Below are 13,898 nucleotides of genomic sequence, written 5' to 3' on the forward strand. Positions count from 1 at the left end.
CACCGGCACCCAGCGCCCCAGGAGTACGGACCCCATGTCACACACGGCACATCCGGCAGGCCAGGTCGGCATCAAGGACGTGGCCCGCGCCGCCAAGGTGTCCGTCGGGACGGTCTCCAATGTCATCAACCGCCCCGACTCGGTGGCCGAGGCCACCCGTAACCGGGTCCAGGCGGCCATCGAGCGGCTCGGCTATGTGCGCAGCGAGTCGGCACGGCAGTTGCGGGCCGGCCGCAGCCGGATGATCTCGCTGCTGGTTCTCGACATGGGCAACCCGTTCTTCGTGGACATGGCCCGTGGCGCCGAGCGGGCGGTGCGCGCGGCGGGCCTGGGCGTGATGGTCTGCAACAGTGCGCAGGATCCCGCCGAGGAGGCCGACTACCTGGCGCTCTTCGCCGAGCAGCGGGTCCGGGGGGTGCTGCTGACCCCGGCCGACGCGACGGGCCGCACCATCGACGGGTTTCGCCGGCACGGCATTCCGTTCGTGCTGGTCGACCGGGTGGCGGAGGGCGGCACCGAGTGCTCGGTTTCGGTGGACGACGTCACCGGGGGGACCCTCGCGGTGCGTCATCTGCTGGAGGCGGGGCACCGGGAGGTGGCCTTCGTGGGCGGGCCCGCCAGGCTCCGTCAGGTGCAGGACCGGCGCGAGGGCGCGCTGGCCGCGCTCGCCGCCGCCGGGCTGCCGCCCGAGGCGCTGCGCGAGATCCCGACCGAGCGTCTGGACGTGGCGGCCGGACGGGACGCGGGCGCCCGGCTGCTCGGGCTCGCCCGGCGGCCGACCGCCGTGTTCTGTGCGAACGACCTGCTCGCGCTCGGGCTGCTCCAGTCGATGTACGCGGCCGGGGTACGGGTGCCGGAGGAACTGGCGCTCGTCGGGTACGACGACATCGAGTTCGCGTCCGCCGCTGCCGTACCGCTGACCTCGGTACGGCAGCCGGCCGCACGAATGGGGGCGCTGGCGGCGGAACTGCTCCTTGAGGAACTGGCGGTGGACGCGGGGGCCGCGCAGGTGAAGCACTCCCATCGGAGTGTGGTGCTCCAGCCTGAACTGGTCGTACGGCGCTCGACCTTGACGGTGGGTCACCGCTGAGAGCGGGCTTTTCGCTCGCCCCCGGGAGTTGGTGACGGGGGGCCTGGCGGCCCCTGCGTCGCGCAGGCCACCGCGGATCGCCACTCGGTGACAGGGGCCCCTGTTACCGCCGTCCGCCGGGCTCCCAGGGGTGGACCTCGATGGCCGCGTACCGGTCCGGGGAGCTCAGGACCGCGCGTGCGGTGTCCTCGTCCGGGGCCCTGACCAGGGCCGCCGTGCCCAGCCAGGTGTCGCCGTCGTCGCCCAGCAGCGGTCCGTAGGCGAACAGATCGTCCTGTACGTGTGCGGGGACGACGGTGTCGGCGGGTTCGCCCTCGCCCAGGCCGAGCACCAGGTAGCGGTTGCCGACGCTCTCGTCGCCGGGGAACTCCCACATGGTGCGGCCCAGCAGGTTGCGCCAGCGGCGCAGCAGGACGTCACGGTACGCACCCGCTTGATAGTTGGGCTCGTCGAAGGCGAAGGCGCGGGCGGCGGCGGTGTCCGGGAGGTCGACCATGTGGACGCTGCCGGTGGGGGTTTCGCCGTCGGCGGCGAAGGTGGGGCCGCGGGCGATGAGTTCCTTGGCGTACTGGTCCATGTAGGACCAGTGGGCTTCGATGAGTTGTTCGCGGAGGCGGAGGGAGTCGGGACGGTCGCGGTGGTAGGCCAGGAATTCCATGATCGGAGGGTGCCTGATGGGCGGGGCGGGTGTCGAGGGCAGGGCGGCGGTCCAAGAGGCCGCCCGGGTCACCCCGTTCTCGGCGCGGCTGTCGGTGCGGCTGTCGGTGCGGTTCTCGGCGCGGCTGTCGGTGCGGCTGTCGGGGCGGTTCTCGCTGCGCCCGTCGGTGTGGTTCTCGGTGCGGACAGGTGACTGCGGATCGGTGGTTGACGCGCCTCAGGGGTGTGGCCGCCTCGGTATGGAAGCTTTGGGCCCCGCTCCATTCTTCCTTCAGGAGGTCCATCCGCATGGTTCCAGGTGTTTCGCGGAGAGATGCGCTGCGTGGGCTCGGGGGCGCACTGCTCGCCGCCACGGCCGGTGGGGTGCCCATGGCCGTCGCCGCTGACCGGGGGCGTCCGGGTGGGGCGGACGGGGGCCGGTTCTCGGCGCGGGTCGAGGGGCTGCTGGCCCGGCTGACCCGGGCGGAGAAGCTGATGCTGGTGCACGGCAGCACCGACCCGACCGGCGCCAGGCCGATCGGCTTCACCGCCGGGGTGGAGCGGTTGGGAATTCCGCCGCTGCGTTTCACCGACGGGCCGGCCGGTGTCCGACTGCGTCGCGGGCGGGCCTCCACCGCACTGCCCGCACCGGTGATGCTGGCGGCCTCCTTCGATCCCCGCCTGGCCGACGCGTACGGGACCGTGCTCGGGCAGGAGGGGCGGGCGTTCGGGGCGGATGTGGTGCTCGCTCCGATGGTGAACCTGATGCGCACCCCGTATGCGGGCCGCAATTTCGAGACCTTCTCCGAGGACCCCTTGCTGACCGCTCAGATCGCGGCGGCCGAGATCCAGGGCATCCAGGCGCAGGGGGCGGTCGCGGCGGTGAAGCACCTCGCCCTGAACAACCAGGAGGCGGACCGGCTGACGGTCGATGTCGAGATCGAGGAACAGCCGCTGCGAGAAATGGAGTTGCGCGGCTTCGAGGCTGCCGTGGCGGCGGGGGTGGGTGTCGTGATGGGCTCCTACAACAAGGTGCGCGGCAGCTACGCCTGTGAGAACCGTCCGCTGCTCACCGACCTGCTGCGCGGTGAATGGGGCTTCACCGGCTGGGTGGTGAGCGACTGGGGGGCCACCCACTCCACCGCACAGGCGATCACCGCCGGCCTGGACATGGAGATGCCGGGCAGTACCCACTTCGGCGCCGCGCTCGGGCGGGCGATCGCCGACGGCTCCGTACCGGAAGCCGCCCTGGACACGGCAGTCGGCCGGATCCTGAGCGTCCAGGAACGCTTCCACCTCCTCGACGAGTGGCCCCCGGGCCGCCCCGACCACGACGCCGCATCCGGTGCCCGCACCGCACTCGACGTCGCCCGCGCGGGCGCGACCCTGCTCCACAATCCGCACGCCACCCTTCCGCTGAGCGACGAGCGGGCCACCTCGCTGGCGCTGATCGGGCCCACCGCGCTCAGACCCTTCGTCTCCGGTGGTGGCAGCGCCTATGTGGATCCCGCCCACGCGGACAGCCCGGAGACGGTGTTCCGCGAGCGCGGCGCCCAGGTACGTACCGCACTCGGCGAGAACATCTACGGCCACCCGCTCGTCGCCCCCTCGACCAGCCTCGACGACCTCCGTGTCCCGGCCCGCGAGACGCGCACCATGCACGCCCTGATCACCGTCCCGCAGGCGGGCACCTGGACCTGGGTCCTGCACCACTCGGGTGCGGCGCCGCACCTGCTCGTGGACGGTGTGGACCCGTTCCGGCCGGTGCCCGGGTCCGAGTTCGCCGTTGGCGGGCTGCTGCGCACCGCCCCGGGCGGTTTCGTCCTGCGCCGCTGCACCACCGAACTGACCGCGGGAACCCACCGCATCGACCTCACCGCGAACGGCGGCGCCCAGGGCCAGCAGGTGCGGCTGCGGCACCTCAGCGAGTCGACCCGGGCGGCCGACCTCGCCGAAGCCGTGTCGGCGGCCCGCGCGGCGAGCACCGCCGTGGTGTTCGCCTACGAGGACGCCACCGAGGGCCACGACCGCACCACCCTGAACCTGCCGGGCAACCAGAACACCCTGATCAGCGCGGTCGCCGCGACCGGCACCCCCACCGTCGTCGTGCTCAACGCCTCCGGCGCGGTCGCGATGCCCTGGCTGGACGAGGTCGCGGCGGCCCTGCACATGTACTACCCCGGCCAGGAAGGCGCCCGGGCCACCGCCGAAGTGCTGTGCGGCGACATCGATCCCGGCGGCCGCCTCACACAGAGCTTCCCCACCGACGACGACTCGCACGCCACGGCCCAGGATCCCGGCCGCTACCCCGGCACCGGCTCCACCGTCACCTACTCCGAGGGGATCCTGGCCGGCCACCGCTGGCACACCGCGACCGGCACCGCCCCGCTCTTCCCCTTCGGCCACGGCCTGTCGTACACCACCTTCGAGCACGCCGACCTCACCGCGGAGGCCGAACGCGACGGCTCGCTCACCGTGCGGTTCACCGTCACCAACACCGGTGACCGGCCCGGCGTCACCGTCCCGCAGGTCTACCTGGGCCCGTCACCCGACCTCACCGCCAACCAGATCGGCCAGCCACCCCGGATCCTGGCCGGCTACCGGCGCGTTTCCCTCCGCCCCGGCCGGTCCAAGAACGTCACGGTCAAGGTCGCCCCCCGGCAGCTGTCCTCGTGGAGCACCGCCCGCCGCGCCTGGGTGCTGGGCACCGGCAGCCGTTCGCTCTGGATCGCCGACTCCGCGGAGGACCTGCGCCTGGCGGGGACCGTCGTGCTGGGCGCTGCGGGCGGTCCGGCGCAGGGAGGGCGCGGCCTCGGTTTCGGCGGCAGCCAAGGGTCTTCGGGTGCCGAACCGAAAGTGACTCTCAACCTTCACTAGAGGGTTACTCTTCGCATGCCCACGGCCCCCGCCCCGCGCATCCCCCACGTCACGGCTATGGGAAACCCATGCTCGCGGCGCTACCCTCCGCCGCATGATTTCCACGGTTGTCTGGGGAACAGGCAATGTGGGACGCGCGGCGATCCGTGCCGTCGACGCCCATCCGGAGCTCGATCTGACGTCCGTCCTGGTGCACAACCCCGCCAAGGTGGGCCGCGACGCGGCCGACCTGGCCGGGCTGGACGGCAAGCTGGGAGTCACCGCCACCGACGACATCGATGCGGTGCTCGCCACCAACCCCCGCGCGGTCGTGTACGCCGCCTCCGGCGACATCCGCCCTGACGAGGCGCACGCCGATGTCCTACGGGCACTGCGCGCGGGCGCGGTGGTGGTCACTCCCGCCCTGTACGCCCTCTACGACCAGCGCAGCGCCCCGCCCGAACTGCGCGAGCCGCTGCTCGCCGCCGCCACCGAGGGCGGCGGCGCCCTCTTCGTCTCCGGCATCGACCCCGGCTGGGGCAACGACTCGCTCCCCCTCCTGCTCAGCGGTCTCGGCAGCATCGTCGACGTGATCCGCTGCCAGGAGGTCTTCGACTACTCGACGTACGACCAGCCGGACTCGGTGCGCGACCTCATCGGCATGGGCCACCCCATGGCGTACCAGCCCCTGATGCTCGCCGAAGGCATCCCCACCATGGTGTGGGGTGGCCAACTCCGGCTGATGGCAAGGGCGTTGGGCGCCGAACTGGACGAGATCCGGGAGACCCTGGAGCGCCGCCCGCTGGAGAGTACGCTGCACACCCGGACCATGGGCGAGTTCGCGGCGGGCACCCAGGGTGCGGTCCGGTTCGAGGTGCAGGGCATCGTCGGGGGCGTACCGCGCCTGGTGATCGAGCACGTCACCCGCATCCACCCGTCCTGCGCTCCGGACTGGCCGCAGCCACCGGACGGGGCCGGGGCGCACCGGGTGATCGTCGAGGGACGCCCGCGCATGGAGCTGACGCTCACCGCCGACGACGAGGACGAGAACCGTTCGGCGGGCGGCAACGCGGTCGCCGTCGGGCGGCTGGTCGGTGCGATCGACTGGCTCGCCGGAGCGAAGCCCGGGCTGTACGACGCACTGGACGTGCCGCTGCGACCGGCGGTCGGGCGACTGGGCGCGGGCCGCCCGAGCGCGAGCCCGAGCCCGAATCCAGGCCCGAACCAGAGCCAGAATCCACGCCCGAACCAGAGCCCGAGCCCAGGAAAGGGCAGCTCATGACCTACATCGACATTCCCGAGGGCAAGGAACCCATTTCCTACGTCTGGGGCGAGCTGGTCCCGGGCATCGGCCCCGCCGCCGCCGACCTGGCGCTCGCGGTGTACACGCACACCACGCTCGGACTGCGCGAGTTCGAGGCCGCGCGGCTGCGGATCGCGCAGATCAACGGCTGCCTGTTCTGCCTGGACTGGCGCACCGACCGCGATGGCGAGAAGGTCGAGCAGGAGTTCGCGGGCGCGGTGACCGAGTGGCGCACCACGGACGCGTTCGACACCAGGACCCGGCTCGCCGCCGAGTACGCCGAGCGGTACGCACTCGACCACCACGGCATCGACGAGGACTTCTGGAAGCGGATGTCCGGCAGCTACAGCCAGGCGGAGGTCGTGGAGCTGACGATGTGCCTGGGCTCCTGGCTGGCCTTCGGCCGGCTCAACCGGGTGCTGGGCCTGGACACCGTCTGCGTACTGCCCGGACATTGACGGTACGTCAGCCCCGCCCCGCAAAATCGCTGTTCACGACCCCCTTCCCGGAGAAGAATGGAGGCACATAAACAGGAGTAGACCTATGAATCCTTCCCGCATCGCCCTCGACACCCTCTTCTCCCCCGCCGATCTCGCCAAGGCGGTCGAGACCGGTCATGTGACACGCCGCCAGCACCCCTCGCTGCCGCTGTCCATCTACGCGTACACCCGCACCTGCCAGTTCGAGCAGGCCTGGTCGGATGCGACGCTGCGGTGCCGGGGGCTGGTCGTGGACGACGAGTGCGGGGACGTGGTGGCGCTGCCGCTGCCCAAGTTCTTCAATGTGGCGGAGCACGCGGCGGGCCGCCCGTACGCGGCCGCGCTCCCCGAGGAGCCCTTCGAGGTGTACGACAAGGTCGACGGCAGCCTCGGCATCGTCTTCCACTACGGCGGCCGCTGGCACGTCGCCTCCAAGGGCTCCTTCACCAGCGAGCAGGCGACCTGGGCACAGCGCCGCCTCGCCGCCCTCGACACCTCCGCGCTCGTCCCGGGGACGACGTACCTCGCCGAGATCCTCTACCCGGAGAACCGGATCGTCGTGGACTACGGCGACCGCCGCGACCTCGTCCTGCTCGCCGCCTTCGGCGCGGACGGGGCCGAGGTCCCGCTGGCGCGGGCAGCCGAGGGGTGGGGCCCGATCGGGTCCGTGGTGCGGGTGTGGCCCGCGATGCCGCTCGCCGACCTCCTCGCCCTGACCGGTTCCAGCACCCACATCGGCGGTGCCGCGGCGACCGGCACCGACGCCGAGGGCTTCGTGCTGCGGTTCACGTCCGGGCTGCGCGCGAAGGCGAAGATCGCCGAGTACGTACGGCTGCACAAGGTGCTGACCGGCGTCACCGAACGCGACATCTGGACCCGGTACGGCATCCAGCGCTTCGCCGACACGGGCCGGCCGCCCCAGCAGATCGCCCAGGCCGTGGCCTGCTCCGTGGCGGAAGCGGGGGCGGGGCGTCCGCTGGACGACCTCCTTGAGCAGGTACCGGACGAGTTCGACGCCTGGGTGCGCCGGGTGGTCGACGGCCTCGAAGCGCGGGCGGCCGACCGGGAGCGGGCCATCGACGCGGCGTATGCGAAGATCGCCCCGCTCGCGGGCGACCGGGCCGCTTTCGCCCGCGCGGCGCAGGAGATGACGGAACGCGAGCTGCGGTCCGCGATGTTCCTGCGGCTGGAGGGGCGGCCCACCGATCTGATGGTGTGGCGGTCGCTGAAGCCGGTGACCGCCGACCCGTTCACGAACGATGAGGACAGCTGAACCATGACCGACACCGAGGCCTCCACGGCAGCAGCCGTGGAGCCCACTCCCCCGCCCGCCCTGCCTCCCCTGCCCACCGTGCACGTCATGACCGGCCTCCCCGCCTCCGGCAAGACCACCGCCGCGCGCCACCTCCAGGCCGCATCCGGCGGCCGGATGCGCCGGGTCAACCTCGACGACCTGCGCGCGATGCTCGACATTCCGGCCGCCGAGGGCGAGGAGCGCACTCGTTCCTTCGCCCACGAGCAGACCGTCCTGACCACCCAGGACGCGGCGGTCCGGGCGGCCGTCGACGGCGGCTTCGACGTGGTCGTCGACAACACCCACCTCACCCAGCACATCCCCAAGCGCCTCAAGGCGGCCGTCGCGGGGCAGGCCCGCTTCGTCGTCCACGACTTCACCGACGTCCCCGTCGAGGAGTGCGTTCGCCGTGACGCCGCACGAGAGCGCCCGGTCGGCGAGGAGATCATCCGCATCCTCGCGCAGAAGCACACCAACGCGAAGAAGGGCGGCTGGCGCCTCACCGCCGACTGGCTCAACGACCAGCCCCCGGTGGTTCCCTACGTCGCCGACCCCACCCTCCCCTCCGCCGTGATGTGCGACATCGACGGCACCCTCGCCCTGACCGGCGACCGCGGCCCCTACGACTTCTCCCGCTGCGGCACCGACCTCCTCAACCCCTCCGTCCGCGACGCCCTGCACGCCTTCCGGTCCGCCCACGGCGACACCCTGGTCCTGCTCTCCGGCCGCAGCGAGGACTTCCGCGAGCAGACCGAGGAGTGGCTGACCCGCCACGAAGTCCCGTACGACGAACTGTGGATGCGCCCCTCCGGCGACCAGCGCCGCGACGACCTCGTCAAGGCCGAATTGTTCGACAAGCACGTCCGCGAGCGCTTCGCGGTACGGGTCTCGCTGGACGACCGCGACCGGGTGGTGGAGCTCTGGCGGCGGATGGGACTGCCGACCTGGCAGGTCAACTACGGCGCTTTCTAGGGGCGTTGACTGGGGCGGGCCAAGGGGGTCGCGGGGGGCGGCTCAGGGGTGCGGGAGGGGGCGGGCCGCCTCCCTCCGGTCCAGTACCCGCAGGGCCATCCGGCTCCAGCGGAGGTTCTCCCGCTCGAAGGCCATGCCGCGCTGGAGGGTGAGGTAGGGGCCGATGCGCTCGGCGTCGGTGAGGTAGTCGTCCTCGCTGCGGCCGTCCAGCAAGCGGTCCCGCAGCCTCTCGTAGCGGGCGAGCTTGTCCTTGGCCCAGTCCTGGCGCTCAGCGATGGCCGCGCGCACCGCCTCGGCGTCGCCCGCGTCGAGGCTCTGGACCTTGACCATGAGTTCGTCGCGGATGGCGCTCGGGCGGCCGGGGGGTTCGGCGGTGTAGGCGTGCACGGCGTCGCGACCGGCCTGAGTGAGGGCGAAGAGGCGCTTGTTGGGGCGTCGCTCCTGCTGCACCACCCGGGCGGCGATCAGCCCTTCCGTCTCCATGCGCTCCAGTTCGCGGTAGAGCTGTTGCGGGGTGGCCATCCAGAAGTTGGCGACCGAGGCGTCGAAGCTCTTGGCGAGGTCGTACCCGGACGCCTCGCCCTCCAGGAGGGCCGCCATCACGGCGTTGCGCAGTGCCATGCGGGCACCGTAGCAAGCTGTGGACTTATCGCTCCCGTCCCCCCATACTCACCGGCACACCTATTCAACTAATTGACTATTCCCGGAGTCGCCGTGAACCCCTTCCGCAAGGCAGTCGAAGACCGCGACGAGGCAGCGATCGAGGCGCTGCTCGCCGACGATGTCGTGTTCACCAGCCCGGTCGCGTTCAAGCCGTACCAGGGCGCGGCGATCACCGGCGCGATCCTGCGCGGGGTGATGCGCGTCTTCGAGGATTTCCGTTACGTCCGTGAGATAGGCGACCCGGAGGGCCGCGACCACGCCCTCGTCTTCACGGCGACCGTGGCGGGCAAGCTGATCGAGGGCTGCGACTTCCTGCACTTCGACGAAGCGGGCCGGATCGACGCGTTGACGGTCATGGTCCGTCCGCTGACCGCGGCGCAGGCCCTGTCGGAGGCGATGGGCGCCCAGTTCGAGCGGATCGCGGCGGAGGCGGCGGGCCCGGAGGCCGAGCCGGCCCGGATCGGCGCCGACTCCGACTCCGCCTCCGCCTCCGCCTAGTGACGCTGCCCGAGGACGCAGAACTCATTGCCCTCGGGGTCGTGCATGACCACCCACGGCTGCTCGCCCTGGCCGATGTCGGCCCGCTTCGCGCCATGGGCCAGCAGACGGGCCACCTCGGCGGCCTGGTCGTCGGGGCGGAAGTCGCAGTGCAGGCGGTTCAGCGCGTTGTTCTCCTCGTCGTTCCGTACGAAGAGCAGGCCCGGCAGGCGCTCCGGCTCCGGGCGGATCTCGAACACGTCGTCGTCCTGGTCGACGACCACCCAGCCGAGGGCCTCGGTCCACCACTGCCCGAGAGCCACCGGGTCTGCCGCTTTGACGGTTACCTGTTCCCATTCCAAGGTCATCCGGCGACCCTAGTCGGTACCGACCAGCAGCGTGGGGGCGGTGCCGAGGGATTCTCAGTCGTCGAGGAGTCGCCACGCTGTCAGGGCGAGTCGGGCCCGCAGCAGGCCGGTGGGTTCGGTGAGTTCGATGTTCAGGGTTCTGGTGAGCTGGTCGAGGCGGCGGGCGACGCTGCTGTGGTGGAGGTGGAGGAGGTCGGCGGCGCGGCGCAGGGAACCGGTGGCGCAGTAGGTGTCGAGGGTGTTCAGGTCGTCGGGGTTGTCGGCGATGCGGGCGAGGGCGATGACGTCGGGGTTGTGGCGTGCGGTGTCGCGGGGGACCTCGGCGAGCAGGGCGAGGGCGCCCAACTCGTGGTGGTGGACGACCGGTTGACGCACGGTGGTGAATCGGAGGGCGGTGCGGGCCTGCCGCCAGGCGCGGTCGGGGGTGTCGGCGGTGCCGGTGCCGGCGCGGGTTCCGGTGGGGAGGGTGGAGGTGGTGACGGCTGTGGCGAGGAGGACGCCGACGTCGGCGAGCGGGGCTGCCTTGAGGTGGCCGGTCGGGCAGATCAGGGCGCCGAGCCGGTCGAGCGGGACGGGTGAGCGTACGGCGACGGCGTGGACCGGCAGCGCGGCGGCGAAGCCCAGCAGGCGCAGTGCCCTTGCCCGGGCGGCCTCGTCGGTGTCGGGGCCGATGGCGAGTTCGACGAGGGCGGGGTCGGCCATGGTGGTGCGGGCGGGGCCGTAGCGTTCGACGACCGCTGCGGTGGCGAGGGCGAGCCGGTCGAGGAGTACCTCGTCGAGGGGGCCGGGGGCGGCGGTGCGTTCCAGCCATACGCTGCCGATCTCCTCGTCGTCGAGGGTGATCGGGGCGGTGGTGGACGCGGGGTGCGGCGGGGTGGGGGCCGGGGCGCCGTTGGGTGAGAAGCGGACGACCTGCCGGGTGCCGTCCAGCCGGATGCCGACGTCGCAGCCGGCGAGGGCGGCCGAGGCACGGGCGAGGGCGGGGAGGTCGACGCGTCGGCGCATCAGGGTGTCGTAGAACGTGACGACCCGGATCGCGCCGTGCGCGTGCGGGTCCAGGTCCGCCAGGCGTTCCGAGAGTGCCTCCATGTCAGGAGAATAGGGCGAGCGGGCCGGGAGGGGTGTCGACGCGCGGTGCGCAACTGTGGTCGTATGCGCGACAGTTGGCGGGATCGCCCGGGTGCGGCCCCGGGTGCGTCGGCGTGCCGGAACCCACCTCCGACGACCACGGGTGGGCGGCGGGTGGGCCGGGCCCGGCCCACCCGCCGCCGCGTCCCGTCCTTACGGCGCCATCTCGTACGTCCCCGAGAGCGCCTCCACCTGCTCCCACACGCGCACCGAGCGCGCCTCGTCCACCACCGGCCGGCGGACCGCGCCCAGCGCCCACTCCTGCTGCTGCTCGGTGGCGGAGTCCTTGCCGTGCAGTTCGACGGAGTGTGCGGAGAAGTCCCGTACGAGCACCGCGAACAGCTCGTCCAGGACGTCCTCGTCGAGGCCGGTCAGGCGGGCCTGCTCCAGGATCAGCTGGCCGTACACCACCAGTGCGAAGAGCTGGCCGACGGAGAGGAGCAGGTCGAGGTCCTTGCTCTGCTCCTTGTCGGGGGCGGCCGTGGTGACGAACTCGCAGAGGGCGTCGGCCTGTTCACGCAGCCGGGCCACGTTCGGGAGGGTCGCGTACGCGTCGTACGCCCCGCGCCAGTCGTGGAACCGGATCGCGCCGAGGCCGCGCGCAGGGCCCTGGCGGAAGAGGAACTCGTCGTCGGCCGCGTCGAGGCGGGTCGGGACGGGCTCGTACGGCGCCGGGGCGAGCAGGTGGTTGCCCATGAACTTGAGGATCAGCGCGAGGTTGACGTGGACGGTGCCCTCCAGCTTGGGCAGGCCACGGATCTCGATCGCCGCCTGGGCGAAGTAGTTGTCCTTCTCGAAGCCCTTGGCGGCGATGACGTCCCACATCAGGTCGATGACCTTCTCGCCCTCGGTGGTCACCTTCATCTTCGTCATCGGGTTGAAGAGGAGGTAGCGGCGGTCGTCGGGGCCCGCCGTGCGGAAGTAGTCGACGGCGCGGTCGCTGAAGAGCTTCATGCCGACGAGCCGGACGTACGCGTCGGTCAGCTCGCGGCGCACGTGCGGGAACGCGGTGACCGGGCGCCCGTAGAGGATGCGGTTGCTCGCGTGCGTGACGGCCTCGTACATCGCGTGCTCGCAGATGCCGATGGACGCGGTGCAGAGGTTGAACTTGCCGACGTTGACGGTGTTCAGGGCTGCGTCGAAGGCGGCCTGGCCGGTGTGCAGGACGTCGGCCGGGGTGACCGGGTACGCCTCCAGCCGGAACTCGCTGACGTACTTCGACGAGTCGACGACGTTCTTGACCAGGTGGTACGCCGGGTGACGGCTGTCGGCGGCGAAGAAGACGTACCCCTCCGGACCCTCGATGTCGGTGCGCCGCCCGAATACGGAGACCAGCCCGGCCGCGTTGCCGTTGCCGATGTAGTACTTGGAGCCGTTGGCCAGGAAGCCTCCGCTGGCGTCCGGCGTGAGCAGCATGTCGGTGTTGTAGATGTCCGCGCCGTGCGACTTCTCGGAGAGGCCGAACGCGAACACCTCACCCTGGTCGAGGAGTTCGGCCGCACGGGCGCGCGCGTCGGCGTTGTCGCTCTGCCAGACCGGGCCGAGGCCGAGGATGGTGACCTGCCAGGCGTACCAGTAGTCGAGCCCGTAGAAGCCGAAGATCTCGTTGAGGGCGGCGATGCGGGCAGTGTCCCACCGCTTGTCGGTGTTGTCACCGGCGGCGGCGGCCGGAGTCAGGAAGGTCGCGAACAGCCCCTCCTTCGCGGAGAAGGCGAGAAAGTCCCCCAGCCAGGCGCGGGTGCGGTAGTCCTCGATGATCTGGCGCTTGCCGCGCGCCTCGAACCAGTCGACGGTGGCGCGCAGCAGCCGGTGCGTCTCGGCGTCGAAGCCCTGCGGGTCGTAGGTACGCGGGTTGAAGAGGAGCGAGTCGGCCATGGGGGTTCGCCTTCCGGGGTACGGAGTTGAGGGTGTCCGGTCAGTCATCAGTCAGTGGGTGCGGTGACGCCAGGGGATGCGGGGGCATCAGAGGAAGTGGTGGCACCAGGGGTTGCGGCGGCACCCCGGGATGCGGGGGCGTCGGCGGGTGTCTCGTTACGTCGGTCCGCCGCGACCAGTCGCCGTACCGTCGCCAGCACGTCCTCCAGCCAGACGACCGTCATCCGCTCGTACGCGATGCCACCGCGCAGCACCACGTGCTGGAGTTCCTGCCCCGCGTCGGGTGCGGCGGGGGCATCGGGCCCGGTGAAGTCACGGTCCTGGCCGGCGAGGTAGTGCGCGAGGCGGTCCTGGTGGGCGCGGTGGTGCCGTTCGACCTCGCGGAGCAGCGCCGCCGGGTCGTCGAAGGCGGCGCCCCGGATCTTCACGGCGAGGTCGTGGCGCAGGCTCTCGGGTTCGCTGGGCCGGTGCAGCCACTCGGAGAGGGCGGCGCGGCCGGGGTCGGCGACGGAGTACTCGCGTTTGTCGGGGCGGCCCTGCTGGGCGATGTCCCGTACGTCGAGCAGCCCGTCGCCCTCCATCCGCTTGAGGACGCGGTAGATCTGCTGATGGGTGGCGGTCCAGAAATAGCCGATGGACCGCTCGAACCGCCGGGCCAGCTCATAGCCGGAGCCCGGCTGCTCAAGCAGCGAGACGAGAATCGCGTGTTCGAGTGCCACATGGCGATCTTGCTATGCAACTTGTTGCATGAACAAGA

General features: G+C 71.6%; 12 protein-coding genes and 1 pseudogene. 7 read left to right on the forward strand and 6 right to left on the reverse strand.

Features of this window, described 5'->3' with window-relative positions:
• The first annotated feature begins 34 nt into the window (after window positions 1–34).
• Window positions 35–1,090, forward strand: a complete 1,056-nt coding sequence (locus ACIA73_RS01185) for a LacI family DNA-binding transcriptional regulator (protein ID WP_399436126.1) — start codon at window positions 35–37, stop codon at window positions 1,088–1,090.
• A gap of 103 nt (window positions 1,091–1,193) precedes the next feature.
• Here ACIA73_RS01185 and ACIA73_RS01190 read toward each other — a convergent pair whose 3' ends face one another.
• Complete coding sequence (locus tag ACIA73_RS01190; protein WP_399436127.1) at window positions 1,194–1,748, reverse strand: YciI family protein; 555 nt, start codon at window positions 1,746–1,748, stop codon at window positions 1,194–1,196.
• A 287-nt stretch (window positions 1,749–2,035) separates the two neighbouring features.
• On the opposite strand from ACIA73_RS01190, the gene ACIA73_RS01195 reads away from it, so the two are divergent.
• The 5 genes and pseudogenes from ACIA73_RS01195 (at window position 2,036) to ACIA73_RS01215 (ending at window position 8,630) form a co-directional block, all read left to right on the forward strand.
• Complete coding sequence (locus ACIA73_RS01195; RefSeq protein WP_399436128.1) at window positions 2,036–4,603, forward strand: glycoside hydrolase family 3 C-terminal domain-containing protein; 2,568 nt, start codon at window positions 2,036–2,038, stop codon at window positions 4,601–4,603.
• Between the two features lie 94 nt (window positions 4,604–4,697).
• Window positions 4,698–5,762, forward strand: a pseudogene (locus tag ACIA73_RS01200) (dihydrodipicolinate reductase); the annotation flags it as partial.
• 98 nt (window positions 5,763–5,860) lie between these two features.
• Window positions 5,861–6,343, forward strand: coding sequence for a carboxymuconolactone decarboxylase family protein (locus ACIA73_RS01205; RefSeq protein ID WP_399436129.1), 483 nt, complete (start codon window positions 5,861–5,863; stop codon window positions 6,341–6,343).
• A gap of 85 nt (window positions 6,344–6,428) precedes the next feature.
• Complete coding sequence (locus tag ACIA73_RS01210) at window positions 6,429–7,637, forward strand: RNA ligase (RefSeq protein ID WP_399436130.1); 1,209 nt, start codon at window positions 6,429–6,431, stop codon at window positions 7,635–7,637.
• A 3-nt stretch (window positions 7,638–7,640) separates the two neighbouring features.
• Window positions 7,641–8,630 (forward strand): AAA family ATPase, encoded by a 990-nt coding sequence (locus tag ACIA73_RS01215; RefSeq protein WP_399436131.1) that lies wholly within the window; start codon window positions 7,641–7,643, stop codon window positions 8,628–8,630.
• A gap of 42 nt (window positions 8,631–8,672) precedes the next feature.
• On the opposite strand, the gene ACIA73_RS01220 is transcribed toward ACIA73_RS01215, so the two are convergent.
• Entirely contained in the window at window positions 8,673–9,251 is a 579-nt protein-coding gene (locus tag ACIA73_RS01220; protein WP_399436132.1) for a PadR family transcriptional regulator, read from the reverse strand.
• Window positions 9,252–9,344: 93 nt separating this feature from the next.
• On the opposite strand from ACIA73_RS01220, the gene ACIA73_RS01225 reads away from it, so the two are divergent.
• Complete coding sequence (locus tag ACIA73_RS01225; protein ID WP_399436133.1) at window positions 9,345–9,791, forward strand: nuclear transport factor 2 family protein; 447 nt, start codon at window positions 9,345–9,347, stop codon at window positions 9,789–9,791.
• On the opposite strand, the gene ACIA73_RS01230 is transcribed toward ACIA73_RS01225, so the two are convergent.
• The 4 genes from ACIA73_RS01230 to ACIA73_RS01245 form a co-directional block, all read right to left on the reverse strand.
• Window positions 9,788–10,138 (reverse strand): VOC family protein, encoded by a 351-nt coding sequence (locus ACIA73_RS01230; protein ID WP_399436134.1) that lies wholly within the window; start codon window positions 10,136–10,138, stop codon window positions 9,788–9,790. The genes ACIA73_RS01225 and ACIA73_RS01230 overlap by 4 nt on opposite strands.
• Before the next feature lie 54 nt (window positions 10,139–10,192).
• On the reverse strand, window positions 10,193–11,227 hold the full coding sequence (locus tag ACIA73_RS01235) for a helix-turn-helix domain-containing protein (RefSeq protein ID WP_399436135.1): 1,035 nt from the start codon (window positions 11,225–11,227) through the stop codon (window positions 10,193–10,195).
• Window positions 11,228–11,419: 192 nt separating this feature from the next.
• The gene (locus ACIA73_RS01240) at window positions 11,420–13,141 is read right to left on the reverse strand and encodes an acyl-CoA dehydrogenase family protein (RefSeq protein WP_399436136.1); all 1,722 of its coding nucleotides are present in this window, start codon (window positions 13,139–13,141) and stop codon (window positions 11,420–11,422) included.
• A gap of 47 nt (window positions 13,142–13,188) precedes the next feature.
• Window positions 13,189–13,860 (reverse strand): PadR family transcriptional regulator, encoded by a 672-nt coding sequence (locus ACIA73_RS01245; RefSeq protein WP_399436137.1) that lies wholly within the window; start codon window positions 13,858–13,860, stop codon window positions 13,189–13,191.
• Window positions 13,861–13,898: the final 38 nt, after the last annotated feature.

Origin of the sequence: Streptomyces sp. NPDC051561, assembly GCF_044454195.1 — a bacterium.
In the GTDB taxonomy this organism is placed as follows: domain Bacteria; phylum Actinomycetota; class Actinomycetes; order Streptomycetales; family Streptomycetaceae; genus Streptomyces.

Coding starts and splice junctions, on each gene's coding strand:
- ACIA73_RS01185 (WP_399436126.1), top strand. CDS start 35: ATGTCACACACGGCACATCCGGCAGGCCAGGTCGGCATCAAGGACGTG.
- ACIA73_RS01190 (WP_399436127.1), bottom strand. CDS start 1,748: ATGGAATTCCTGGCCTACCACCGCGACCGTCCCGACTCCCTCCGCCTC.
- ACIA73_RS01195 (WP_399436128.1), top strand. CDS start 2,036: ATGGTTCCAGGTGTTTCGCGGAGAGATGCGCTGCGTGGGCTCGGGGGC.
- ACIA73_RS01205 (WP_399436129.1), top strand. CDS start 5,861: ATGACCTACATCGACATTCCCGAGGGCAAGGAACCCATTTCCTACGTC.
- ACIA73_RS01210 (WP_399436130.1), top strand. CDS start 6,429: ATGAATCCTTCCCGCATCGCCCTCGACACCCTCTTCTCCCCCGCCGAT.
- ACIA73_RS01215 (WP_399436131.1), top strand. CDS start 7,641: ATGACCGACACCGAGGCCTCCACGGCAGCAGCCGTGGAGCCCACTCCC.
- ACIA73_RS01220 (WP_399436132.1), bottom strand. CDS start 9,251: ATGGCACTGCGCAACGCCGTGATGGCGGCCCTCCTGGAGGGCGAGGCG.
- ACIA73_RS01230 (WP_399436134.1), bottom strand. CDS start 10,138: ATGACCTTGGAATGGGAACAGGTAACCGTCAAAGCGGCAGACCCGGTG.
- ACIA73_RS01235 (WP_399436135.1), bottom strand. CDS start 11,227: ATGGAGGCACTCTCGGAACGCCTGGCGGACCTGGACCCGCACGCGCAC.
- ACIA73_RS01240 (WP_399436136.1), bottom strand. CDS start 13,141: ATGGCCGACTCGCTCCTCTTCAACCCGCGTACCTACGACCCGCAGGGC.